We start from the raw sequence: 22,990 nt of genomic DNA, 5'->3' as shown, positions 1-22,990 counted from the left end.
TGCCGGACGTATGATTATGTTCATCGGGTGGTGGCCTGAGACCGGTTTGGCATTGTTGACATGTGCCATGCGCAGCCATTGCTGTCTCAGCTCTTCAGCCGTTCGAAACATTGCCACGCCGCGCCCGTAATGGGCATGTCTTACCGCCAACTTGGTGAACTTCCGAACGGAAGACCAAGACGGTATGTGCAATATTCTCAAGGTCCGATGGACCATCAATCCTCGAACTGCCCCTCAGCCATGGATCGTCTGCAGCGGATGCGGATGCCTCAAGCCTTTCAAGTCGAGCGGCAAGATCAGGCTCAACGCCAACGGCAAGAAACTCGATGCATGGCTCGTCTATAAATGCATCGACTGCGACAAGACATGGAACCGGACGCTCTTTGAGCGTCAGGCCATTCGCGATCTCAATCCTCTTGCTTTGGAAGCACTTCAAGGCAACGATCCCCAGTGGATACGGGCCAGAGAGTTCGATCTCGACGGGCTACGCCGCAAGGCCCAACACATCGACGAATTTGCCGATGCAGATGTCGAGAAAGAGGCGCTGAGCGAACCGGATAGCTGGACGATGCTGGAGATCGATCTGGCGGTCGAGTTCCCGTTCAACTCCCGCCTCGATCGCTTGCTTGCGTCTGAACTCAGCATTTCACGCTCCCGGCTTCAGGCTATGTATAATGGCGCAAAACTGCGGGTCCATCCGGATCGTGCTGATGTCATGCGGCGAAGGATCAAAGACGGCTCGCGCGTCATTATCGATCTCTCCGACGAAACCGACCGGCATTCCATTTGGAAGGTCGCTGGTTCGGGAAGGAAGGACGGCTGAGCGGCTTGCCGCAGGATTGCTTACGGCGGTCTCGCCTTCGCAAGCCAATCGTGCGGCACTGCCGATGTTTGAAGAGAAGCGCTTTACTTGGCGCCGGCGCTGTCCGGTGGCGGGATATCCGACTTCTGCTTGCACTCTTTCAGCCAGACGTCATAGATCGGATGTTCGACGGCGTTGAGGCCCGGGCTGTCGGCGAACATCCAGCCGGTGAAGATGCGGCGGATGCGGCGGTCGAGGGTGATCTCGTCCACTTCGACAAAGCCGTCCACCTTCTGCAGCTCGGTATCGTCGCGCGAATAGCAAGCCTTCGGCGTCACCTGCAGCGCGCCGAACTGCACGGTCTCATTGATGTAGACATCAAACGTGGTGATGCGGCCAGTGATCTTGTCGAGGCCGGAGAAGACGGCGACGGGGTTGGAAATGCGGGCGGCCTCGGCGGAGGGCGGCAAGACAGCGCCCGCGGCAAGGGCAAGCGCCACTCCCGATATCACACGCAAAGAAGCGCTCCGCGTGAAAAACGTCATATCCGCCAATCTCCGCTTGGTCTCGGTCAAAGCGCCGAGCACGAGCCGGCATGCTCTGCGCCTAGAGCGGTTCAAGCGTTTCATGGAATCGCTTTCCCCGCTCTATCTATTTGTTTTTTTTCGCATTCCGGACGGAAAACCGCTTCGCACTTTTCCTGGAACTGCTCTAAAGGCCAATTGTGTCCAAAGGACGGGCCGGCCTTGCGTGCTCAGTTGCCCGGCGTCCAGGCGTCGTAATCGCCGGTTACGCGCGGACGTTCGCCGGCAACGGCGAGTGAGCCCGGCGGGCGGTAGGCCTGCGGCGAACCGGTCGGATTGGCGCGGTGCGGCTTCTGCCATTCCTTGGCAACGTAGTTGTCCTTGGTCGGCGGAACGTCGGTGCGGTGGTGCATCCAGCCGTGCCAGCCCGGAGGAATGGCGGAGGCTTCGGCATAACCCTTGTAGATCACCCAACGCTTCGGAAGACCGTAGGAGGAAGTGCCGCCTTCGTAATAGACATTCCCGAATTCATCCTCGCCGACGCGCTTGCCGAGCCGCCAGGTCGCAAAGCGCGTGCCCATCGTCTGACTGTTCCACCACGTGAAGGTTTGCACGAGTAAATTCCACATGTCTTTATCCTTGTGCCCGTTGGGAGCAGGCGAAACCAGAATTCGATCGCTTGCTTATGCCGCCACTATGCCGCCTTGTCCAGTGATTCCAGCGGGAAAAGCGGTCATTTCAAAGCCATCTTGAAGCCGAGATGGCTCGGCTTGAAACCCAATCTCTCATAGAAACGATGGGCATCCTTGCGTGCCGCGTTCGATGTCAACTGCACGAGCCGCATGCCGCGGCTTTTTGCCCCGGCGATGCAAAAATTGATCATTGCGGCACCAATCCCCTGCCCGCGCAGATCCGAGCGCGTCTGAACCGCTTCGATAATCATCGAGGAAGAACCGCGGCCAGTCAGCGATGTCGTGATCATGGTCTGGAAAGTGCCGACGACGTCGCAGCGGAACTCGGCGACGTAGAGCGCCTGGTCGGGCGAGGATTGGATGGTACGGAACGCGCGGAGGTAATCCTCATAAGCAGCGGGATCGGTGGTGTCGCCATGACCGCCGAGAGCATCGGCGGCGAAGAGGGCGATAACAGCCGGAAGGTCGCCCTCACGGGCTTCGCGGATCAACAGATCGGTTCCGTTCGTCGCCAAATTCTTCTGATCCACCTAATGGCTTGCCAGCCGCTTCTCAAACACCAGCGCCGGAATACCCGACTGTCCCGGCCCCGCATTCTCGTTGCGGCCGACCTCGGCGAAACCGTGGGCTTTGTAGAAGGCGATCGCTTCGGCGTTCTCGGGTTCGACGTCGAGCCGCATGACTTCGGCGTCCGGAAAGCAGATTTCCAGCTCGGCGAAGATATCGCGGCCGATGCCGTTGCGCTGCAATGACGGACGGACATAGAGCATATGCAGCAGAACGGTCTTGGTCATCTGCTCGGACATGACGGCATAACCCATGCCGGCTATATCCTCGCCATTGTCGGCGACCAGGAACTCGGAATGCCGCTTCGTCAACCGTGCCCTCAGCTTGGCCGGTGACAGCAGAAACTCGATCAGTTCATCGACCTTCGCCGCGCCGTAGTGCCGATCATAGGCGGCATGCCAGGTCTCCACGAGAAGGTCGCGGACCTTCCCTAGATCCTGCTCGCCGGCCGTGCGGACGAAATACACGGAGCCTATTCCTCTTCGATGCCGAGCTTGGCCTTGACGAGGGCTTGTACCGCCTGCGGATTGGCCTTGCCACCGGTCGACTTCATCACCTGACCGACGAACCAGCCGGCAAGCGTCGGCTTGGCCTTGACTTTGGCAACTTGATCCGGATTGGCGGCGATGATCTCGTCGACGGCTTTTTCGATGGCGCCGGTGTCGGTGACCTGCTTCATGCCGCGGGCTTCGACGATCTCGGCGGGATCGCCGCCCTCGTTGAGCACAATCTCGAACAGGTCCTTGGCGATCTTGCCGGAGATGGTTTCGGCCTTGATCAGGTCGATGATGGCGCCGAGCTGGGCGGGCGAAACCGGAGTCTCCTCAATGGTTTTGCCGGTTTTATTCAAGGCGCCCAAGAGGTCGTTGATCACCCAGTTCGCCGCGATCTTGCCGTCGCGGCCGGCGGCGACCGTTTCGAAATAGTCGGCAATCGCCTTTTCCGAGACGAGCACCGAGGCGTCATAGACCGACAAGCCCATTTCACGAACGAAACGCTCCTTCTTGTCGTCGGGCAGTTCCGTCAGATTGGCTCTGAGGGCATCGATAAAAGCGTCGTCGAATTCGAGCGGCAGCAGGTCCGGATCGGGGAAATAGCGGTAGTCATGCGCGTCTTCCTTGGAGCGCATGGACCGCGTTTCGCCCTTGTTCGGATCGAACAGGCGGGTTTCCTGGTCGATCGTGCCACCGTCCTCGAGGATCGCGATCTGGCGGCGGGCTTCGTATTCGATCGCCTGGCCGATGAAGCGGATGGAGTTGACGTTCTTGATCTCGCAGCGCGTGCCGAACTCTCCACCCGGACGGCGAACGGAGACGTTAACGTCTGCGCGCATGGAGCCTTCATCCATGTTGCCGTCGCACGTGCCGAGGTAACGCACGATCGAGCGCAGCTTGGTCATATAGGCCTTGGCTTCGTCCGACGAGCGCATGTCCGGCTTCGAGACGATTTCCATCAGCGCCACGCCGGAACGGTTGAGGTCGACATAGGACATGGTGGCGTGCTGGTCGTGCATCGACTTGCCGGCGTCCTGCTCCAGGTGCAGGCGCTCGATGCCGATTTCGATGTCCTCGAACTGGCCCTGGCGATCCGGACCGAGCGAAATGACGATCTTGCCTTCGCCGACGATCGGATCCTTGTACTGCGAGATCTGATAGCCCTGCGGCAAGTCGGGATAGAAATAGTTCTTGCGGTCGAAGACCGACCGCTTGTTGATCTGAGCCTTTAGACCAAGACCGGTGCGAACCGCCTGCCTGACGCATTCCTCGTTGATGACGGGCAGCATGCCGGGCATCGCGGCATCGACCAGCGAGACGTTGGAATTCTGCGGCTTGCCAAACTCCGTCGAAGCGCCGGAGAAGAGCTTGGATTTGCTCAGCACCTGGGCGTGGACTTCCATCCCGACAACAACTTCCCAATCGCCGGTGGCACCGGGAATGAAGCGCTTCGGATCTGGCGTGCGGACGTCGACAATGGTCATGAGAGGCTCTTGAAATGCTGTTCTTCTGAACTTTGTGAGGTAGAGCAATTGGCGGTGCGGCGCAAGACTTTCAGCAGCCCACTGCCGTTATAAGCCGGAGCCATAGGTCCCGTCGCCGCTGTCGAGCAGCGCTTTCGAAAGGCCGACCGTCGGCACGTCGCGGTCGAGCTTCGGAGAATAGTCGACGGAGAGCCAATGAATGGCATAGCCATGCGCCTTGAAGAATTCGATGGCGTCGCTGTTGCCGGCATGGGTCTGCACCGCGACCTTCTCCAGCCCCTGCTCCAGAACATCCTTCTCGATCTGCGCCAGCAGTGCTGAACCAAGTCCCTGCCGCAGATGATCGGGATCGATCCAGAAATCGGAGATATTCTCATCGAGCGCTTCGCGGGCCGCCCAGCCGGCAACCAGTCCGTTCAACTCCACGATCGTAATCGTCAGCCATGACCTGCGGATAAAATTCGAGAAGGCTTCTCTGGCACCATCGAGCAACGCATCCGTGCCACCGATCGACCGCATGGCCGTCTGCCACGACCGCAGGCCGATATTGACCAATATCTCCGTCTCTCCCTCGTGGGCATTGCGAATGTGGATCATCGGGCCCCCGCCGTTTTCAGCAGTAGAACACCGGAAAAGGGCTTTTTCCAGCCGCCAAATGCGAACGGGTGTTTAACAAGGGTGAACTTGACCGCGAATACAACCTGCTTTAGATATTAGGCATCAATGGAGTCTTGATGTCCACCTTTTCTCAGACCCGGTAAAGGCCCCGCCCGCAAGTCGTTCTTGCGCGCTGGGCCCGAAACGAAGCCCCGACTTCCCCAAGGGAATGTCGGATCGTTTTGTCGCGCCTTACGGCGCTTTCCGGATCTTGAAACTATGGATATTTCCCGCGCCGAACAGCGCATTCTGCATCTGCTCGCCCAGGGCGGGCGCATCGAAATCAACCGCTCCGAAAACAAGAAGATCGAGATGGTCCGTTGCTTCACGCGCGACGGCTGGCTCTATCCTGGTTTCGGCCTCGATCTCTTCCGCAAACTTAAGCGCCTGAGGGCAATCAAATCCTCCGGCGGTCATCCTTATCGGATTACAGAGCAGGGATTGCGGCTGGTGAGGGCGCAGTTGGATAATAGATAGGCCGCACCATCCGCCCTCGTGGTTCGAGGCTCCGCCCTTTCGCTGCGCTCAAAGGGCTTCACACCTCACCATGAGGGCTACTCCCCTCGCTTGCCGTCAGATGTTCGGCCGCTCCGGACCTCGTGGTGAGGTGCTCTGGCGCCGAAGCGATAGCGAAGGTGACAGGTGCCTCGAACCACGTGGTCTGGCCCGTCAGTTCTCAGCTATCGACCTTTCCGGATATGCTGCTTACCACCACTTCGCCGGCGTGAACTTGCCGGCGGCCTGTTCGATGACGTGGGCGGTCTTGAACAGGGTTTCCTCGTCGAATGGCTTGCCGATGAGCTGCAGGCCGAGCGGCAGGCCCTTCGGGTCGAGGCCGGCGGGGACGGCAATGCCGGGGAGACCGGCCATGTTGACCGTCACCGTGAAGATGTCGTTGAGGTACATCTTGACCGGATCGGAAGCGAGGTTTTCGTCGGCGATGCCGAAGGCCGAGGACGGTGTGGCGGGCGTGAGGATGGCGTCGACGCCAGCGTTGAAGGCGAGTTCGAAGTCGCGCTTGATCAGCGTGCGAACCTTCTGGGCGCGCAGGTAATAGGCATCATAATAGCCGGCGGAAAGCACGTAGGTGCCGATCATGATGCGGCGCTTGACTTCCTGGCCGAAGCCGGCAGCGCGTGTCTTTTCATACATGTCGACGATATCCTTGCCATCGACGCGCAGGCCGTAGCGCACGCCGTCGTAACGGGCGAGGTTCGATGAGGCTTCGGCAGGCGCGACGATGTAATAGGCCGGCAGCGCATATTTCGTGTGCGGCAACGAGATGTTGACAATCTCGGCGCCTGCATCCTTCAGCCAGGCAATGCCCTGCTGCCAAAGAGTCTCGATCTCTTCCGGCATGCCGTCGACACGGTATTCGTTCGGGATACCGATCTTCATGCCCTTGAGCGACTTGCCGAGCGAGGCTTCGTAATCCGGCACGGGCAGGTCGACCGAGGTGGTATCCTTGGCGTCGACGCTTGCCATTGACTTCAGCAGGATGGCGGCATCGCGCACGTCGCGGGCGATCGGACCGGCCTGGTCGAGCGACGAGGCGAAGGCGACAATGCCCCAGCGCGAGCAGCGGCCATAGGTCGGCTTGATACCGACAGTGCCGGTGAAGGCAGCGGGCTGGCGGATAGAGCCGCCGGTGTCGGTGGCCGTGGCGCCGGCGCAGAGATGCGCGGCGACGGCAGCGGCCGAACCGCCAGAGGAGCCGCCGGGAACGAGCTGCTGGTTGGAACCAGTTGCACGCCAGGGATTGATCACCGGACCATAATAGGAGGTCTCGTTGGAGGAGCCCATGGCGAACTCATCCATGTTGAGCTTGCCCAGCATGACGGCGCCGTCGTTCCAGAGGTTCTGCGTGACGGTCGATTCGTAGTGCGGCTCGAAACCGTCCAGGATGTGGCTGCAGGCCTGGGTATGAATGCCTTCCGTGCCGAAGAGGTCCTTGATCCCGAGCGGAATGCCCTCCAGCGCGCCGGCTTTGCCTTCCGCAAGGCGGGCGTCCGACACCTTGGCCATTGCAAGCGCCTTTTGCGGCGTCACCTTCACATAGGCATTGAACTGAGCATTGGCCGCCTCGATCGCCGAAAGATAGGCTTCGGTCAGTTCGGTGGCAGTGATGTCCTTGGCGCGCAGCTTGTCGCGAGCTTCGGCAATGGTCAGGCTGGTCAGTTCAGTCATCTTGTTTCGCTTCAGGTCTAATGAGAGCAATGGGGTCGGAAGAGGCTCGTGCGGCCGTTATTCAACAACTTTGGGAACCAGGAAGAAATTCTGGTCGGTAATCGGCGCATTGGCGACTATGTCGGAGGCCTTGCTGCCATCGGTGACACCATCCGTCCGCTTCTTCATCGCCATGGGCGTAACGGAGGTCATGGCCTCGACACCATCGACATTCACTTCGGAAAGCTGCTCGACAAAGCCCAGGATGCCGTTCAGTTCACCCATCATCCGCTGCGCTTCGTCCTCATTGACGGCGATACGCGCAAGATGGGCGACGCGTTTGACGGTGGCGAGATCGACGGACATGGCATTCTCCGGATAATTGATGATCCACCAGCAAGTGGATTTTCATCACGCTATAAAGGCCATGTCCGCTATACGCAACGGGTAACGTTACGCCGAGATGCTCTCGCCGGGCTTCGGTGCCGCGACCGCCGTCTTCGAGCCTTCCAGGCCGGCGATGAACTTTTCCGGGGTCTGGTCGATGATCGGGAAAGTGCCGTAGTGGCAGGGAATAGCGGTCTTGAAATTGAAGAAGCGCTGGCAGGCGAGCGCGGCAACGGCGCCGCCCATAGTGAAGCGGTCGCCGATCGGCACGATTCCGATATCAGGCTGATGCAGTTCGTTGATCAGGCCCATGTCGGAGAAGATGTCCGTATCGCCCATGTGAAACAGCGTCGGCTCATCGTCGAAGTGCAGCATCAGGCCGTTCGCGTTGCCGAGAGAATGCGAAACACCGTCCTCGGTGAGTTGGGCGGAGGAGTGCAGCGCATTCGTGAAAGTGGCCGAAAAGCCGCCGAGACCGACGGTGCCGCCGGTATTGCCCATTTCCAGCTTCTCGACACCCTTGCTGCCCAGCCAGGCGGCAAGATCGGCATTGGCAAGAACGACGGCGCCCGTGTCCTTGGCGATCTGAACGGTGTCGCCAACATGGTCGCCATGGCCGTGAGTCAAGAGAATGTGGGTGACGCCGGCGGCTGCATCCTTGATGTTGAGCCCGGCACCCCCGAAGGATGCATTATAGTTTAGAAAAGGGTCGATAAGGATTTTGGCGCTGACCGTTTCGATGCGAAAGGCGGCATGGCCGAGCCAAGTGATCTTCATGGATTTTCTCCTTAATACTTGATTTCTAATGCAGGACTGGTGTCTTAGGACATATCCGAAACCGCCACAAAGAAAAGCGGCGCGGACTTCAATTTGTTTTGACGGGGGACGAGAGCTGATGACGACGCTGACCATCGAAGACCTCGCCGTGATGCTCCTGCCCGGTCAGCCGGTCGCCGGGCTCGATCTCGGCACCAAGACGATCGGGCTTGCCATGTCCGATCTCGGTCGGCGGTTCGCGACACCGCGACCGGTGATCAAGCGCGTGAAGTTCACCCAGGATGCGCAGGTGCTGCTCGCCTTCGCCGAAAAGGAAAAGATCGCGGCCTTCGTCATCGGTCTGCCGATGAACATGGACGGTTCGGCAGGACCTCGCGTGCAGGCGACGCGCGCCTTCGTGCGCAGCATGGCCGACAAGACCACCCTGCCCTTCGTCTTCTGGGATGAGCGGCTCTCAACGGTCGCCGCCGAACGGGCGCTGCTGGAAATGGACGTTTCACGCGCCAAACGTGCCGAGCGTATCGACTCGGCCGCCGCAAGCTTCATTCTTCAGGGAGCTTTGGACAGGCTTTCGGCGCTCGGCAGACCGGTCTTTCCTGACCTCGAGACTTGACGGCGGCTCCACCACTCCAGAATGACGGCACGCTTGCGAAAGCCGAAGATGGCGAAGACCAGCAGGCTGTCGAAGGCGATGGCGCGGGCGACCAGCGGCGGAATGGTTTCCGGCGGGATGCCGAGGATCTTGCCGTAGATCTGGAAAACGAGATCGTGCATTTGCCGCGTCAACATGAAGATACCGAAACTCATGTCGTAGTAGGACAGGTAGTACCAAGCCCCCAGAAACGAGACGGGCGCGGCCCAGAATATCAGCAACCACTTCATGCGGTTCCCCTTCGACGCTGGTATTGCGTCGCTTCAGTCGAAAGGACCAGCCAGTTCGACAATGCCATGGCGCTCAGCACCAGAGCCGGTACCGTTATATCTAGTGCCAGCACGGCGAAGAACATTATCGCCGCGACAAGAAGCACTATTTTTCCGGGTCTGGACCCCATGGCTGCACGCTTAATAGTTAACAATCGGTCCACATAGAGTGGCCAGTTAACCGTTGCCGCGCAACGTAAACCAATTGTTAAGGTTAACGCCCAAGCGGGACTGTGGATATCTCCTGCATGGCGACGATGTCAGCCGTAGACGCCACGGACGATCCGCTTCAGCGCGGTAGCGGCCTTCTCCCAGTCCTTCGCCGTTTTCAGAGCAAGACCGGCGCATTGGCCGCTGACGCCTGCCGAAAGAACGAGATGCTGGACGGCAGCAAAGATCATCGCGTTCACGGCGACCGCATCGATTCCTTTCGACGGCGTCAGCGAGCCGCGCATGCGATCGATCCAGCCGGCAAGCGCCTTTGAGCGGGCCTCCGATAACCGGCGCACCTGCTCGGTATTCTCGGATACCTCCCAGGCGACGATGCGACGCATCAGCGGATCGGCGCGCAATGCATCGAGGAAAAGCAGGGCCAGCCGTTCCATCAGGTCGCCATAGGTCAGCAGGAACATGCCGCCGGTATCGTCTGGAATGCGATCCTGCACCCAGCTTCCAAGATTGGTGCCGATCGCCTCCACGAGGCCGTCGAGACCACCATAGTAACGATAGATCAATTGCTTGTCGCAGCCGGCACCGCGAGCGACTGCGTTGATGCCGAAATTCTGAAATCCCTCTTCCGCCAATAGCCGTTTCGCGGCATCGAGGATCGCCTGCTCGGTGGCAGCGCGATTGCGCACCCGCTTTTCCGGCTCGGCCGGTATTTCCTTTGGTTTTCTCAGAACGGCGTTTGCGCTCGGCATCATCTCGGCTCCAACCTGTCACCAGCCGGTGAATAGCAAGCCGCATACAAGTGCGGCAACGAGGCAATGCGCTTCGATAGATTTAAAACTGTGGAATCCACAGATTAGAGAGATTGGCCGAACCAGACGGTGTTTCCTGATGTCAGCCCGAGCGGCAGCTCCAGCCGGGAAAATCCGCGCGATGACCAGAAGCGTATCCCCTTGTGGTTGCCCACATTTGCTCCCAGATGCACGCCTTTGACGCCGTGGGCGCGAGCATTCGAGAGCCATCGCTCGAGAAGCGCACTGCCGATGCCCTGCCCCTGCGTGCGCGGCAGGAGATTCATATGAATGTGCGCCGGGAACGGATCGGTGAGAGCGACGGGCGCTCGCTTCGGATGATGGATCGTGAAACTTCTCTGCTGATCAGCATCCCAGGCCGAAGCATCACCGGATGGTTCCGCATAGCGTTTACGCAACTCCGGCCACCACTCGCGCTCCAGTCTTTCCTCGAAAGTAACGGTGTCGAAGACGCCGGCAATATAGCCGCAGACGCCCTCCCCATCTTCGGCGACAAAGACCGTCTTCGGGCTGAGCACCGCATAGGGCACCGAGTAAATATGCCCAATCATCCGTCCATCGCGATGGAGCGCTGTGGCGTTCTTGCCGGCATCGCCGGTAACCAGGGAGATGACATAGAGCTGATCGATGTCATCGGGTTGGACGGAGCGGAGATTGATCATGGGGGCCCCAATACGTGCTTTCGCGTTTGCGTTCCAGGGATCGATGTGTATAATTTTCTATTGACATACACACGAGATTGCAAATGCGAACAAATATAGACATTGACGACGAGCTGATCGCAGAAGCAATGGCTGCAACAGGACAGTCGACAAAGAAAGCCACCGTTGAGGAAGCTCTGCGGAGTGTCGTTCGTTGGTATCGCCAAAGACGAGCGCTCGAAGAGCTTGCAGGGCTCGGATGGGAAGGTGACTTGGAAGAGATGCGCAGAGATCGACAACAGTGATCGTCGTCGATAGCTCTGTTTGGATTTCTCTTTTGCGCGACGCAGAGACAGAAGCCGTGCGTCGCCTCCGAAATATGATGGCGGCAGGACCTCCGGATATTTTGGTTGGAGATATTATACTTCTCGAAGTTCTTCAGGGTGCCCGAAGCGATCGGCATGCGGCTCTGATCGAAAGAAATCTTCGCCAATTTACCGTCCGGCCGATGCTGAATGATGCGTTGGCAGTCAAAGCGGCACGCAATTATCGTTTTCTGCGAGAGCGTGGAATTACTGTACGAAAAACCATAGACGTCATTATCGGCACGTTCTGCATCGAGGAAGGCCATGTTCTTCTTCATGATGATCGGGATTTCGATCCGATGTCCGAGCATCTCGGTTTACAAGGGACTCCATAAATCCGAGCCGAAGCAATTCAAGTCGCCGGCGGATAGAGCAGATCGACGATGTAGCTCGCATCGAACCGGGCATCCAGCATGCCGTAGGTGGCACGCCAGCCGCCCGCCAGGCGGGTTTCGATGAAGGCATCGGCGATCTTGCCTGCGCCCAGGCGATAGAGTTCGGCAGCGCCGGCGGCGAGTGCCATCTGCTCGATCAGCAGGCGGGCTGCCCCTTCATCCTGTTCGCACAGCGCCATGGCGGCGCGCAGAACGTCGATGGTCTTCTTGCCCGCCGGCCCGAGATCGCGGGCAAGACCTGCGAAGACGGTTTCGAACAGGTCCCTACCCCGGTTCAGAACGCGCAGCACGTCGAGCGCCATCACGTTACCGGAACCTTCCCAGATCGCATTGACCGGCGCCTCGCGGTAATGCCGGGCGATCGGGCGCTCCTCGATATAGCCGCTGCCGCCGATGCACTCCATCGCCTCGTAGATCAGCGCGGGCGCGATCTTGCAGCACCAATATTTGGCGACCGGCGTCATGACGCGGGCATAGGCGGCATCTTCGCTGCTGCTGCTGGCCCTGTCGAAGGCTTCCGCAAGGCGAAAGGCGAGCGCAGTCGCCGCAGCGACATCGAGCGCCATGTCGGCAAGCACGCGTGTCATGATCGGCTGATGGACCAGCATCTTGCCGAACACGCTGCGACCACGGGCATGGTGCACGGCTTCGGCGAGCGAAGCCCGCATGATGCCGGCGGACGCCAGCGCGCAATCGAGGCGCGTCAGCGTTACCATATCGAGAATAGTGCGAATGCCGCCATCGGGCGCGCCGAGCAGGAAGCCGAATGTATCGCTGAATTCCACTTCGGAGGACGCATTCGAGCGATTACCGAGCTTGTCCTTGAGCCGCTGGAACTGCAGGCCGTTGGCAGAGCCGTCTTCGAGCAGCCGCGGCACCAGGAAGCAGCCCATGCCGTCCTTGGTCTGCGCCAACATGATGAAAGCATCGCTCATCGGTGCCGACATGAACCATTTGTGGCCCGAGAGCCGATAGATGCCATCGCTGACCTTGTCGGCGGTCGTCTTGTTGGCGCGCACATCCGTGCCGCCCTGCTTTTCCGTCATGCCCATGCCGATGGTCACGGCACTCTTCTGCATGGCCGGCTTGTTGGACGAATCATACTTGCGCGAAAGGATCTTCGGCGCCCAATCCTTCTGTACGGCCGGCGATGCCATCATTGCCGCGACCGCGGCGCTGGTCATGGTCAGCGGGCAGAGGTGGCCGCATTCCAATTGCGCCGTCAGATAGAAGCGCGCGGCACGGACCTTGTGCGACTGGCCTTTGGCCTCCGGATCTGCCTGCGGATCCCAGATTGAGGAATGCAGACCTGACGACATGGAGCGGCGCATGAGCGCATGCCAGGCCGGATGAAACTCGACCACATCCAGCCGTTCGCCCCGCGGGCCATGGGTGCGCAGTTGCGGCGCGCCCTGGTTCGCCATGCGCGCCAATTCCTGCGCCTCATGCGAGGTGACATAACGGCCCATCTGCTCCAGATCTTCACGTGTCGAGCGCGGCAGGCCAGACGTCAAATCGACGATCAACGGATCGGAACGATAGGCGTTGATGCCGGACCAGAGGCTCGGCTGGTTCAGTTCGGCAAATGTATCGTCAGTCCGGGTCGGTTGGGTCATGGATCGCTTGTAGAGCAAGAGGGTTGCAAAAGGAAACTGGAAGTTTCGTCTCCCACCAGCATAGCTGCTGTAGCCGGATTCGGGCGAAATTGCATGGGGAACAAACAGGCGTGACGCAAGCCCGCGCTTGCCCCTGAGGCACTCCCTCTTTATAGACCCCCTGACGAAATCCGGAGGGCACGTCATGGTCTTCTTCCCCCACCGCCACCTCATCGGCATCAAGGGCCTCACCGAACAAGATATCGCCTATCTTCTCGACAAGGCCGACGAGGCGGTGAAGATCAGCCGGCAACGCGAAAAGAAGACATCGACGCTTCGCGGGTTGACGCAGATCAACCTGTTTTTCGAAGCCTCGACCCGCACACAAGCCTCCTTCGAACTGGCCGGCAAGCGGCTCGGCGCCGACGTCATGAACATGTCGGTCGGCAATTCCTCAGTGAAAAAGGGCGAAACACTGATCGATACGGCGATGACGCTGAACGCCATGCGCCCCGATGTCCTCGTCATCCGTCATTCCAGCGCGGGTGCCGCCTCGCTGCTGGCGCAGAAAGTCTCCTGCTCCGTCGTCAATGCCGGGGACGGCCAGCACGAGCATCCGACACAGGCGCTGCTCGATGCGCTGACCATTCGTCGCGCCAAGGGCAAGCTTTCGCGCATCATCGTGGCGATCTGCGGCGACGTGCTGCATTCGCGCGTCGCGCGCTCCAACATCCTGCTGCTGAATGCCATGGGCGCCCGGGTCCGCGTCATTGCGCCTGCCACGCTGCTGCCGGCCGGGATCGCCGACATGGGCGTCGAAGTCTTCCATTCGATGAAGGAGGGGCTGAAGGACGCCGACGTGGTGATGATGCTGCGGCTGCAGCGCGAACGCATGTCCGGTGCCTTCGTGCCGTCGGTACGCGAATACTATCATTTCCATGGGCTCGATGCCGAGACGCTGAAGGCGGCCAAGGAGGATGCGCTGGTCATGCATCCAGGTCCGATGAACCGCGGCGTCGAGATTGCCTCCGAGGTGGCTGACGGCCCGCAAAGCGTCATCGCCGAGCAGGTGGAGATGGGTGTCGCGGTGCGCATGGCGGTCATGGAGGCGCTGCTGATCTCACAAAACCAGGGGCCGCGCACCGAGGGAGCTGGCGCATGAGCAACTCGATCGTCCTCCAGAACGTCCGCATCATCGATCCCTCGCGCAATCTCGACGAGGTCGGCACGATCATCGTCGAAAACGGCGTCATTCTCGCTGCCAGCAAGGATGCGCACGGGCATGCCACGCCGAAGGGAGCTGAAGTACGTGATTGCACCGGCCTCGTCGCCGTGCCGGGCCTGGTCGATGCCCGCGTCCATATAGGCGAGCCCGGCGGCGAACATCGCGAGACTATCGCATCGGCGAGCCGCGCGGCCGCGGCCGGCGGCGTGACGTCTTTCATCATGATGCCGGACACGAATCCCGTCATCGATGACATCGCCTTGGTCGAATTCGTGAAGAAGACGGCCCGCGACACGGCCCTCGTCAATGTTTATCCGGCAGCGGCGATTACCAAGGGGCTCGCTGGAGAGGAAATGACGGAAATCGGTCTCCTCAGGGAAGCCGGCGCCGTGGTCTTCACCGACGCGCATTCCGGCGTTTACGACACGCAGGTCCTACGCCGCATCATGACTTATGCGCGCGAATTCGGCGCCGTGGTCTCCTGCGAGACCCGCGACAAATATCTCGGCGCCAACGGCGTCATGCATGAGGGGTTGCTCGCGAGCTGGCTGGGGCTATCCGGTATTCCGAAGGAAAGCGAACTCATTCCGCTCGAGCGCGATCTCAGGATCGCGGCGTTGACCCGCAGCCACTATCACGCGGCGATGATCTCCGTGCCCGAATCGGCGGAGGCCATCCGCCTCGCCCGCACGCGCGGCGCAAAGGTCACCTGCGGGATTTCGATCAACAATCTCGCCCTCAACGAAAACGACATCGGCGAATACCGCACTTTCTTCAAGCTCTATCCGCCGCTGCGCTCCGAGGATGACCGCACGGCCATGATCGAGGCGCTTGCGGACGGCACCATCGACATCATCGTCTCGTCGCACGACCCGCAGGATGTGGATACCAAGCGCCTGCCTTTCGGCGAGGCCGAGGACGGCGCGGTCGGTCTGGAGACGCTGCTCGCCGCCGCGCTGCGGCTGCATCACAGTGGCGAGGTAAGCCTGATGCGGCTGATCGATGCCCTTTCCACGCGGCCCGCGCAGATCTTCGGTCTTGATGCCGGCACGCTGAAGCCGGGCGCGAAGGCAGATATCGCTTTGATCGATCTCGACGAACCTTGGCTTGTTGCCAAAGACATGCTTCTGTCGCGCTCGAAGAATACACCGTTCGAAGACGCGCGAATGACCGGCAGGGCGATCGCGACCTATGTCGCCGGCAAGCTGGTTCACAGTCTCTAGGCAAAGCTCGGGCTTATGGGGAATAGAAAGTGATGGCGGATTTCTGGACATGGCAGTTGACCCTGCCAACGGCGCTGGCAGCTATCGTCATCGGCTACCTGCTCGGCTCTATCCCCTTCGGCCTGGTTCTGACGCGCATGGCCGGCCTCGGCGATGTCCGCAAGATCGGCTCCGGCAATATCGGCGCGACTAATGTGCTGCGCACCGGCAACAAGCCGCTGGCGATAGCAACGCTACTGCTCGACGCCTTCAAGGGGACGGCCGCCGTGTTGATCGTCGCGCATTTCTTCGGTGAGGACGCGAGCGTGCTCGCCGGCTTTGCCGCCTTCATCGGCCACATCTTCCCGGTCTGGATCGGATTCAAAGGCGGCAAGGGCGTCGCGACCTATCTTGGTATTCTCCTGGGGCTCGCGCCATTGATGGCTCTGATCTTCTCCATCGTCTGGCTGGCGATCGCCTTTACGACCCGCTACTCCTCGCTCTCCGCATTGGTTGCAACCCTTGTCATTCCGGTTGCACTATGGATATTAGGCGCCGATAAGATCGCCGCGGCCATGGCGCTGATGACCATCATCGCCTGGTACAAGCACAGAGCCAATATTGCCAGGCTGACCACCGGCACGGAAACGAAGATCGGAGCGAAGGGGTAATGGGAAGAGGCAGCGCAGAACGGATCGGAATTGCGCTGACGGAAAAACAAAGGATAGCCTGGCTCCGCCTGATCCGTTCCGACAATGTCGGCCCCTCCACCTTTCGCGACCTCATCCGCCACTATGGCTCAGCCGAAGCCGCACTCGCCGCGCTGCCGGAACTCTCGCAGCGCGGCGGTTCGACGCGGGCTATACGTATCGCCAGCGAGCACGATGCACTGCGCGAACTGGAGGCCGCGCATCGTTTCGGCGCGCGCTTCATGGGTATCGGCGAACCGGACTATCCGCAGGCGCTGAGGGAGATCGACGGCGCGCCGCCGCTTCTCGCCGTCAAGGGCAATCTGCCGACGGCAACCCAACCTGCGATTGGCCTCGTCGGCTCGCGCAACGCCTCGATCAGCGGCGCCAAATTCACCGCGATGATCGCCCGCGCTTGCGGACAAGCCGGCTATGCCGTGGTCTCCGGCCTTGCCCGCGGCATCGACACGGCGGCTCACCGCGCCAGCCTGGAAACCGGCACGATCGCCGCCATGGCCGGCGGGCTTGACCAGCCCTACCCGCCCGAAAATGTCGGCCTTCTTCATGAAATATGGGACGGCAACGGCCTTGCCGTCAGCGAAATGCCATTCGGTTGGGAGCCACGCGCACGCGATTTTCCCCGTCGCAACCGGCTGATAGCTGGCATCTCGCTGGGCCTCGTCGTGGTCGAGGCGGCAACGCGCTCCGGCTCGCTGATCACCGCGCGGCTCGCGGGCGAATTCGGCCGGCTGGTATTTGCCGTGCCGGGCTCTCCGCTCGATCCGCGCTGTGAAGGCACCAATGGTTTGCTGAAGGATGGCGCGATGATCGTCACCAGTCCGGATGACATCATCGAGGCGCTGAGGCCGCTGGCCGAGCCCGATCTGTTCCGCCCGCAGCTTGCCGAAGCGCCCGCTGCAAAGAACGACAAACCGATATCGTTGCCACCGGACGATACGGATCGCTGGGAGATCATCGACGCGCTCGGACCGACGCCGGTGGAAATCGACGATATCATCCGGCATACCGGCCTATCAGTATCCGCCGTTCATTCCGTGCTTCTCGAACTCGACATGGCCGGCCGGCTGCATCGGCATCCCGGCGGATTGGTGTCGATCTCTATGCTGGATTGAAAGTGTCGCCGCCCGTGCCGATATGATGACCGTACCTGCCGGGAGCGCCCGGAGGCGCTTAATCAGGATTGTAGCATAGATGCCATTTTGCAAGGATTGCATCGCCGCGCCGATCGCAAAAATCGATATAGCCTCTTGACCACAACGAATTCCCTGTCCATGTCGGAAGGCCGGGGAAACGAAAATACCCCGTCTCTCCCGTGCCTTTTTCCGGCGCGACCTCGCATTCAGAGATTTATGATGAACGTTGTAGTGGTGGAATCGCCTGCCAAGGCCAAGACAATCAACAAATATCTGGGACCCGGATATAAGGTTCTTGCCTCCTTTGGCCATGTGCGTGACCTGCCTGCCAAGGACGGCTCAGTCCTGCCCGATCAAGATTTCGAGATGCTCTGGGAAGTCGATGGCGCTTCGCAAAAGCGTATCAAGGACATTGCCGACGCGGTGAAATCCTCCGACGGCTTGATCCTCGCGACCGACCCGGATCGCGAAGGTGAAGCGATATCCTGGCACGTGCTTGACCTCTTGAACAAGAAGCGCGTCATCAACGGTAAGCCCGTAAAGCGCGTCGTCTTCAACGCTATCACCAAGAAGGCGGTGCTCGACGCGATGGCCGAGCCGCGCGATATCGACGTGCCGCTGGTCGACGCCTATCTTGCCCGCCGCGCCCTCGACTATCTCGTCGGCTTCAATCTCTCGCCGGTGCTCTGGCGCAAGCTGCCGGGTGCCCGTTCGGCCGGCCGCGTGCAGTCGGTGGCCTTGCGACTCGTCTGCGACCGCGAGTCGGAGATCGAACGTTTCGTCTCTGAAGAATATTGGAATCTGTCGGCGATCCTGAAGACACCGCGCGGTGACGAATTCGAAGCGAGGCTCGTCGCCGCCAACGGCAAGCGCCTGCAGCCGCGTTCGATCGGCAATGGCGAAGAGGCCGGCAAGCTGAAGGCGCTGCTGGAAGGCGCCGCCTATGTCGTCGACACGGTCGAGGCAAAGCCGGTCAAGCGCAATCCGAGCCCGCCTTTCACCACGTCCACCCTGCAGCAGGCCGCCTCCTCCAAGCTCGGCTTCTCGGCATCCCGCACGATGCAGGTTGCGCAGAAGCTCTATGAAGGCGTCGATATTGGCGGCGAAACCGTCGGTCTCATCACCTATATGCGTACGGACGGCGTGCAGATGGCGCCGGAAGCGATCGACGCGGCGCGGCGCTCCATCGCCGATCAGTTCGGCAATCGCTACCTGCCGGAAAAGGCACGCTTCTATTCGACCAAGGCGAAGAACGCTCAAGAAGCGCACGAGGCGATCCGTCCGACCGATTTCGATCGCTCGCCGGATCGTGTCCGCAAATTCCTCGATGCCGATCAGATCAGGCTCTATGACCTCATCTGGAAGCGCGGCATTGCCAGCCAGATGGCCTCGGCCGAGATCGAGCGGACGACCGTCGAAATCCTTGCTGATAATGCCGGCCAGAAGGCCGGTCTCCGCGCCGTCGGTTCGGTCATCCGCTTCGACGGCTTTATCGCTGCCTATACCGATCAGAAGGAAGACGGCGAGCAGAGCGACGATGCCGACGACGAGGATGGCCGCCTGCCGGAGATCAATGCGCGCGAAAATCTCGCCAAGCAGAAGATCAATTCGACGCAGCACTTCACCGAGCCGCCGCCGCGCTATTCGGAAGCATCGCTGATCAAGAAGATGGAAGAACTCGGCATCGGCCGCCCGTCGACCTATGCGGCGACGCTGGCGACGCTGCGAGACCGCGACTATGTGACGATCGACAAACGCAAGCTGTTGCCGCAGGCCAAGGGCCGGCTCGTCACCGCTTTCCTCGAAAGCTTCTTCACGAAATACGTCGAATACGACTTCACCGCCGACCTCGAAGAGAAGCTCGATCGTATCTCCGCCGGCGAATTGAACTGGAAGGACGTGTTGCGCGACTTCTGGCGTGATTTCTTCGCCCAGATCGAGGATACGAAGGAGCTGCGCGTCACCAATGTGCTTGACGCGCTGAACGAGGCGCTCGCGCCGCTGGTCTTCCCGAAGCGCGAGGACGGCAGCGATCCGCGTATCTGCCAGGTCTGCGGCACGGGCAATCTGTCGCTGAAACTCGGCAAATACGGAGCCTTCATCGGCTGCTCGAACTATCCGGAATGCAACTACACGCGCCAGCTCTCCTCGGAAGGCGGCGCGGAGGCCGAAGCCAGCGGGATGAACGAACCGAAGGCGCTCGGCACCGATCCGGTCACCGGCGAAGAGCTGACGCTGCGTTCCGGCCGCTTCGGGCCCTATATCCAGCGCGGCGACGGCAAGGAGGCCAAGCGCGCCTCGCTGCCGAGGGGCTGGAAACCCGAAGATATCGATTATGAAAAGGCCATGGCACTGATCTCGCTTCCGCGCGATATCGGCAAGCATCCGGAAAGCGGCAAGATGATCTCGTCCGGCATCGGCCGCTACGGGCCGTTCCTGCTGCATGACGGCAGCTACGCCAATCTCGAGACGGTCGAGGATGTTTTCACCGTCGGCCTCAACCGCGCCGTCACTGTTCTCGCGGAAAAGCAAAGCAAGGCCGGCGGCGGAGCACGCGGCGGCACGCCAGCGGCGCTGAAGGATCTCGGGCAGCACCCGGATGGCGGTGCAATCACCGTTCGCGACGGCAAATACGGTCCCTATGTCAATTGGGGCAAGGTCAACGCCACGCTGCCGAAGGGGACTGACCCGCAGGCAATTACGGTCGAGGAAGCTCTGGCTCTGATCGCGGCAAAGGCTGGCAAGAGCGGCAGTGCGCCGAAGAAGGCGCCTGCCAAGGCGAAGACTGCAGCCGCAGGCGCGAAGGCGACGAAGACGACCGCCAAGCCAAAAGCTGCTACAAAGAAGACTGCGACCAAGACGACAGCCAAAAAGAAGAGCGCAGAGTGAGCAGAGAACCGCGCGGCAGGATTTCATCGTCGGAGCGACGCCCCGGCAAGGCCGGACGTGCGGCGAAAAACAGCGGCGACCAGGAGCCTATGATGGCGATCGTGCACGGTGTGTTGCCGCCGCGCGAAGTCCTTCTGCGGTTCATCGCCGATCACCCGCAGCAGGCTTCCAAGCGCGAGCTTGCCAAGGCGTTCGGATTGAAGGGCGAGAGCCGTGTCGAGCTTAAGAACCTCCTGCGCGAGCTTGAAGAAGAGGGCATGGTGCAGAAGAGCCGCAAGTCGCTCATCCGCCCTGGAGCGCTGCCGCCGATCGCGGTCCTCGACATCACCACACGCGACAAGGACGGCGAGCTGATCGGCCGTCCGACCGAATGGCCGGAGGAAAACGGCGTGGCGCCGGCCGTGATGATCAAGCAGTCCTCTTCGCCTGCCGGCCGTAACGGCAAGGGCAAGGCTCCGGTTGCCGGCATGGGCGACCGCATCCTCGCCAAGATATTTCCTGCTGTCGATCGCGGCGGCCCGGCCTATAGCGCGCGCATCATCAGGGTCATCGACAAGCGTCTGGCCGCAACCATGGGCGTCTTTCGCGAGACGCCGGGTGGCGGTGGACGGCTGATGCCGATCGAGCGGCGTGGCGAGGAAATGGTCATCGATCCGGATTATATCGGCGATGCCAAGGACGGCGATCTGGTCGAGGTCGAAGTGGCTCGCCTCGGCCGTTTCGGCCTGCCGCGCGCCAAGGTGCTGTCGGTCGTCGGTTCCGTCGCGTCCGAAAAGGCGATCTCGATGATCGCCATCCATGCGCATGGAATCCCGCATGTCTTCCCGGCGGCCGCAATCGGCGAGGCGGACGCCGCTAAGCCTGCGACCATGTCGCATCGCGAGGATTGGCGCAGCCTGCCGCTGATCACCATCGATCCGGCCGACGCCAAGGACCACGACGATGCTGTTTGTGCCGAACTGGACCCCTCGCCGGACAATCCCGGCGGTGTGATCGTCACTGTCGCCATTGCCGATGTCTCCTGGTATGTCCGCCCCGGCTCGGCGCTGGATCGCGAGGCGCTGAAGCGCGGCAATTCGGTCTATTTTCCGGATCGCGTCGTGCCGATGCTGCCCGAGCGCATCTCCAACGATCTCTGCTCCCTCAAGGAGGGCGTTGATCGCCCTGCCCTTGCGGTGCGGATGATCTTTTCCAAGGAAGGCCGGAAGGCGGGCCATACCTTCCATCGCATCATGATGAAGAGTGCCGCAAAGCTCTCCTATCAACAGGCGCAGGCGGCGATCGACGGTAAGCCGGATGATAAGACCGGACCGATGCTGGAGCCGATCCTGAAGCCGCTTTGGCATGCCTATGAGGTGATGAAGCGCGGCCGCGACCGGCGCCAGCCGCTTGAACTCGACATGCCCGAACGCAAGATCCTGCTGAAGCCGGATGGCACGGTCGACCGGGTCTTCGTGCCGCCGCGTCTCGATGCCCACAAGCTCATCGAAGAAATGATGATCCAGGCGAATGTCGCCGCCGCCGAAACGCTGGAAAAGAAGCGGCAGGTGCTGATCTATCGCATCCATGACGGCCCGACACTTGCCAAGCAGGAAGTGCTGCGCGAATTTCTCGCAACGCTCGGCATCTCGCTCGTCAAGGGCGGTAATGTCCGCGCCAACAGCTTCAACGGCATCCTGGCGAAGGCCGAAGGCACGGCGCATCAGACCATGGTCAATGAGATGGTGCTGCGCTCGCAGAGCCAGGCGATCTATAGCCCCGACAATATCGGGCATTTCGGCCTGAACCTGATGAAATACGCGCATTTCACCTCGCCAATCCGCCGCTATGCCGATTTGATTGTGCATCGCGCCCTCGTCGGCTCCCTCGGCTTCGGTGAAGGTGGCATCACGCCGGACGAGGAAGCCACGCTCGACGATATCGCCGCCGAAATTTCCACGTTCGAGCGCCGTGCCATGGCTGCGGAACGCGAGACGGTCGACCGGCTGATCGCGCATCATCTCGTCGGGCGCATCGGCGAGGAATTCGAGGCCCGCGTCGGCGGTGTCACCAAGTCGGGACTTTTTGTCACCCTGCCCGACTATGGTGCCGACGGCTTCATCCCTATATCTACGCTCGGCTCCGACTATTTCATCTATGACGAGGCCCATCAGGCGCTGACGGGTGAAAAGACGGGGCTCGGCTTTCGCCTCGGTGACAGCGTCACGGTGCGCCTTGCGGAAGCGATCCCGCTGGCCGGTGCCTTGCGCTTCGAAATGTTGAGCGACGGCCGCGCCATGCCCACGGCGGTGCGCTCCTTCCACAAGGCGACGCGACGCAACAAGACCCCGGCACGCAAAGCGCCGGGAACAAGACCGCCGCGCGGACGCCGATAAAACGGCGGC

General features: G+C 60.9%; 24 protein-coding genes. 11 read left to right on the top strand and 13 right to left on the bottom strand.

What is annotated here, in order from left to right:
- Positions 1-184 precede the first annotated feature (184 nt).
- Entirely contained in the window at positions 185-823 is a 639-nt protein-coding gene (locus K290_RS0123140) for a DUF1062 domain-containing protein (protein WP_028754062.1), read from the top strand.
- Between the two features lie 83 nt (positions 824-906).
- Here the strand turns inward: K290_RS0123140 and K290_RS0123135 are convergent, their stop codons facing one another.
- The 6 genes from K290_RS0123135 to K290_RS0123110 form a co-directional block, all read right to left on the bottom strand.
- On the bottom strand, positions 907-1,347 hold the full coding sequence (locus tag K290_RS0123135; protein ID WP_028754061.1) for a DUF2155 domain-containing protein: 441 nt from the start codon (positions 1,345-1,347) through the stop codon (positions 907-909).
- 209 nt (positions 1,348-1,556) lie between these two features.
- Complete coding sequence (locus K290_RS0123130) at positions 1,557-1,955, bottom strand: NADH:ubiquinone oxidoreductase subunit NDUFA12 (RefSeq protein ID WP_028754060.1); 399 nt, start codon at positions 1,953-1,955, stop codon at positions 1,557-1,559.
- 104 nt (positions 1,956-2,059) lie between these two features.
- Positions 2,060-2,548: a GNAT family N-acetyltransferase gene (locus K290_RS0123125; protein ID WP_245276625.1), complete on the bottom strand. Its 489-nt coding sequence runs from the start codon at positions 2,546-2,548 to the stop codon at positions 2,060-2,062.
- On the bottom strand, positions 2,549-3,052 hold the full coding sequence (locus K290_RS0123120) for a GNAT family N-acetyltransferase (protein WP_028754058.1): 504 nt from the start codon (positions 3,050-3,052) through the stop codon (positions 2,549-2,551).
- 5 nt (positions 3,053-3,057) lie between these two features.
- Positions 3,058-4,563: an Asp-tRNA(Asn)/Glu-tRNA(Gln) amidotransferase subunit GatB gene (gene gatB, locus K290_RS0123115; RefSeq protein WP_028754057.1), complete on the bottom strand. Its 1,506-nt coding sequence runs from the start codon at positions 4,561-4,563 to the stop codon at positions 3,058-3,060.
- Between the two features lie 87 nt (positions 4,564-4,650).
- Entirely contained in the window at positions 4,651-5,160 is a 510-nt protein-coding gene (locus tag K290_RS0123110) for a GNAT family N-acetyltransferase (protein ID WP_028754056.1), read from the bottom strand.
- Positions 5,161-5,439: 279 nt separating this feature from the next.
- On the opposite strand from K290_RS0123110, the gene K290_RS0123105 reads away from it, so the two are divergent.
- Positions 5,440-5,697 (top strand): YjhX family toxin, encoded by a 258-nt coding sequence (locus tag K290_RS0123105; RefSeq protein WP_028754055.1) that lies wholly within the window; start codon positions 5,440-5,442, stop codon positions 5,695-5,697.
- Positions 5,698-5,925: 228 nt separating this feature from the next.
- Here K290_RS0123105 and gatA read toward each other — a convergent pair whose 3' ends face one another.
- From gatA to K290_RS0123090, 3 genes are all read right to left on the bottom strand, one after another.
- Positions 5,926-7,407, bottom strand: a complete 1,482-nt coding sequence (gene gatA, locus K290_RS0123100) for an Asp-tRNA(Asn)/Glu-tRNA(Gln) amidotransferase subunit GatA (protein WP_028754054.1) — start codon at positions 7,405-7,407, stop codon at positions 5,926-5,928.
- A gap of 57 nt (positions 7,408-7,464) precedes the next feature.
- A complete protein-coding gene (gatC, locus tag K290_RS0123095; protein WP_028754053.1) occupies positions 7,465-7,752 on the bottom strand; it encodes an Asp-tRNA(Asn)/Glu-tRNA(Gln) amidotransferase subunit GatC in 288 nt (95 codons plus the stop codon).
- 87 nt (positions 7,753-7,839) lie between these two features.
- Positions 7,840-8,550 (bottom strand): metal-dependent hydrolase, encoded by a 711-nt coding sequence (locus K290_RS0123090; protein ID WP_028754052.1) that lies wholly within the window; start codon positions 8,548-8,550, stop codon positions 7,840-7,842.
- 118 nt (positions 8,551-8,668) lie between these two features.
- On the opposite strand from K290_RS0123090, the gene ruvX reads away from it, so the two are divergent.
- A complete protein-coding gene (ruvX, locus tag K290_RS0123085; RefSeq protein ID WP_028754051.1) occupies positions 8,669-9,163 on the top strand; it encodes a Holliday junction resolvase RuvX in 495 nt (164 codons plus the stop codon).
- Here the strand turns inward: ruvX and K290_RS0123080 are convergent.
- The 3 genes from K290_RS0123080 to K290_RS0123065 all read right to left on the bottom strand — a co-directional run bounded on the left by K290_RS0123080 (position 9,100) and on the right by K290_RS0123065 (position 11,113).
- On the bottom strand, positions 9,100-9,432 hold the full coding sequence (locus tag K290_RS0123080) for a DUF6105 family protein (RefSeq protein WP_028754050.1): 333 nt from the start codon (positions 9,430-9,432) through the stop codon (positions 9,100-9,102). The two genes, ruvX and K290_RS0123080, sit on opposite strands and share 64 nt — an antisense overlap.
- Before the next feature lie 299 nt (positions 9,433-9,731).
- Positions 9,732-10,391: a TetR/AcrR family transcriptional regulator gene (locus K290_RS0123070; protein ID WP_028754049.1), complete on the bottom strand. Its 660-nt coding sequence runs from the start codon at positions 10,389-10,391 to the stop codon at positions 9,732-9,734.
- Positions 10,392-10,495: 104 nt separating this feature from the next.
- On the bottom strand, positions 10,496-11,113 hold the full coding sequence (locus K290_RS0123065; protein WP_028754048.1) for a GNAT family N-acetyltransferase: 618 nt from the start codon (positions 11,111-11,113) through the stop codon (positions 10,496-10,498).
- Between the two features lie 83 nt (positions 11,114-11,196).
- Between K290_RS0123065 and K290_RS0123060 the strand changes: the two genes are divergently transcribed.
- Positions 11,197-11,397 (top strand): type II toxin-antitoxin system VapB family antitoxin, encoded by a 201-nt coding sequence (locus tag K290_RS0123060; RefSeq protein WP_028754047.1) that lies wholly within the window; start codon positions 11,197-11,199, stop codon positions 11,395-11,397.
- A complete protein-coding gene (gene vapC / locus K290_RS0123055) occupies positions 11,394-11,792 on the top strand; it encodes a type II toxin-antitoxin system VapC family toxin (RefSeq protein ID WP_028754046.1) in 399 nt (132 codons plus the stop codon). The genes K290_RS0123060 and vapC overlap by 4 nt, the downstream gene beginning before the upstream one ends.
- Positions 11,793-11,809: 17 nt before the next feature.
- On the opposite strand, the gene K290_RS0123050 is transcribed toward vapC, so the two are convergent.
- Positions 11,810-13,468: an acyl-CoA dehydrogenase family protein gene (locus tag K290_RS0123050; protein WP_028754045.1), complete on the bottom strand. Its 1,659-nt coding sequence runs from the start codon at positions 13,466-13,468 to the stop codon at positions 11,810-11,812.
- 184 nt (positions 13,469-13,652) lie between these two features.
- Here K290_RS0123050 and K290_RS0123045 point away from each other — a divergent pair, with 184 nt between their 5' ends.
- The 6 genes from K290_RS0123045 to rnr all read left to right on the top strand — a co-directional run bounded on the left by K290_RS0123045 (position 13,653) and on the right by rnr (position 22,981).
- Positions 13,653-14,609 carry an aspartate carbamoyltransferase catalytic subunit gene (locus K290_RS0123045; protein ID WP_028754044.1) on the top strand — a complete coding sequence of 319 codons (957 nt, stop codon included), beginning with the start codon at positions 13,653-13,655 and terminating at the stop codon, positions 14,607-14,609.
- Positions 14,606-15,895, top strand: a complete 1,290-nt coding sequence (locus K290_RS0123040) for a dihydroorotase (protein WP_028754043.1) — start codon at positions 14,606-14,608, stop codon at positions 15,893-15,895. Before K290_RS0123045 ends, K290_RS0123040 begins: the two co-directional genes overlap by 4 nt.
- A 32-nt stretch (positions 15,896-15,927) precedes the next feature.
- Complete coding sequence (gene plsY / locus K290_RS0123035; RefSeq protein ID WP_037136050.1) at positions 15,928-16,545, top strand: glycerol-3-phosphate 1-O-acyltransferase PlsY; 618 nt, start codon at positions 15,928-15,930, stop codon at positions 16,543-16,545.
- Positions 16,545-17,696 (top strand): DNA-processing protein DprA, encoded by a 1,152-nt coding sequence (gene dprA, locus K290_RS0123030; protein WP_028754041.1) that lies wholly within the window; start codon positions 16,545-16,547, stop codon positions 17,694-17,696. Before plsY ends, dprA begins: the two co-directional genes overlap by 1 nt.
- A gap of 240 nt (positions 17,697-17,936) precedes the next feature.
- Positions 17,937-20,606, top strand: coding sequence for a type I DNA topoisomerase (topA, locus tag K290_RS0123025; protein ID WP_037136048.1), 2,670 nt, complete (start codon positions 17,937-17,939; stop codon positions 20,604-20,606).
- Positions 20,603-22,981 (top strand): ribonuclease R, encoded by a 2,379-nt coding sequence (gene rnr / locus K290_RS0123020; protein ID WP_028754039.1) that lies wholly within the window; start codon positions 20,603-20,605, stop codon positions 22,979-22,981. The genes topA and rnr overlap by 4 nt, the downstream gene beginning before the upstream one ends.
- The last annotated feature ends 9 nt before the right edge of the window (positions 22,982-22,990 follow it).

It is taken from the genome of Rhizobium leucaenae USDA 9039 (genome assembly GCF_000426285.1).
In the GTDB taxonomy this organism is placed as follows: Bacteria; Pseudomonadota; Alphaproteobacteria; order Rhizobiales; family Rhizobiaceae; genus Rhizobium; species Rhizobium leucaenae.
Note: the sequence above shows the minus strand (reverse complement) of the source record. Positions and strands in the feature narration are given on the sequence as shown.

Excerpts from the sequence above, each read along its gene's own strand:
- K290_RS0123140 (WP_028754062.1), top strand. The coding sequence starts at position 185 with ATGTGCAATATTCTCAAGGTCCGATGGACCATCAATCCTCGAACTGCC.
- K290_RS0123135 (WP_028754061.1), bottom strand. The coding sequence starts at position 1,347 with ATGACGTTTTTCACGCGGAGCGCTTCTTTGCGTGTGATATCGGGAGTG.
- K290_RS0123130 (WP_028754060.1), bottom strand. The coding sequence starts at position 1,955 with ATGTGGAATTTACTCGTGCAAACCTTCACGTGGTGGAACAGTCAGACG.
- gatB (WP_028754057.1), bottom strand. The coding sequence starts at position 4,563 with ATGACCATTGTCGACGTCCGCACGCCAGATCCGAAGCGCTTCATTCCC.
- K290_RS0123110 (WP_028754056.1), bottom strand. The coding sequence starts at position 5,160 with ATGATCCACATTCGCAATGCCCACGAGGGAGAGACGGAGATATTGGTC.
- K290_RS0123105 (WP_028754055.1), top strand. The coding sequence starts at position 5,440 with ATGGATATTTCCCGCGCCGAACAGCGCATTCTGCATCTGCTCGCCCAG.
- gatA (WP_028754054.1), bottom strand. The coding sequence starts at position 7,407 with ATGACTGAACTGACCAGCCTGACCATTGCCGAAGCTCGCGACAAGCTG.
- gatC (WP_028754053.1), bottom strand. The coding sequence starts at position 7,752 with ATGTCCGTCGATCTCGCCACCGTCAAACGCGTCGCCCATCTTGCGCGT.
- K290_RS0123090 (WP_028754052.1), bottom strand. The coding sequence starts at position 8,550 with ATGAAGATCACTTGGCTCGGCCATGCCGCCTTTCGCATCGAAACGGTC.
- ruvX (WP_028754051.1), top strand. The coding sequence starts at position 8,669 with ATGACGACGCTGACCATCGAAGACCTCGCCGTGATGCTCCTGCCCGGT.
- K290_RS0123080 (WP_028754050.1), bottom strand. The coding sequence starts at position 9,432 with ATGAAGTGGTTGCTGATATTCTGGGCCGCGCCCGTCTCGTTTCTGGGG.
- K290_RS0123070 (WP_028754049.1), bottom strand. The coding sequence starts at position 10,391 with ATGCCGAGCGCAAACGCCGTTCTGAGAAAACCAAAGGAAATACCGGCC.
- K290_RS0123065 (WP_028754048.1), bottom strand. The coding sequence starts at position 11,113 with ATGATCAATCTCCGCTCCGTCCAACCCGATGACATCGATCAGCTCTAT.
- K290_RS0123060 (WP_028754047.1), top strand. The coding sequence starts at position 11,197 with ATGCGAACAAATATAGACATTGACGACGAGCTGATCGCAGAAGCAATG.
- K290_RS0123050 (WP_028754045.1), bottom strand. The coding sequence starts at position 13,468 with ATGACCCAACCGACCCGGACTGACGATACATTTGCCGAACTGAACCAG.
- K290_RS0123045 (WP_028754044.1), top strand. The coding sequence starts at position 13,653 with ATGGTCTTCTTCCCCCACCGCCACCTCATCGGCATCAAGGGCCTCACC.
- K290_RS0123040 (WP_028754043.1), top strand. The coding sequence starts at position 14,606 with ATGAGCAACTCGATCGTCCTCCAGAACGTCCGCATCATCGATCCCTCG.
- plsY (WP_037136050.1), top strand. The coding sequence starts at position 15,928 with ATGGCGGATTTCTGGACATGGCAGTTGACCCTGCCAACGGCGCTGGCA.
- dprA (WP_028754041.1), top strand. The coding sequence starts at position 16,545 with ATGGGAAGAGGCAGCGCAGAACGGATCGGAATTGCGCTGACGGAAAAA.
- topA (WP_037136048.1), top strand. The coding sequence starts at position 17,937 with ATGAACGTTGTAGTGGTGGAATCGCCTGCCAAGGCCAAGACAATCAAC.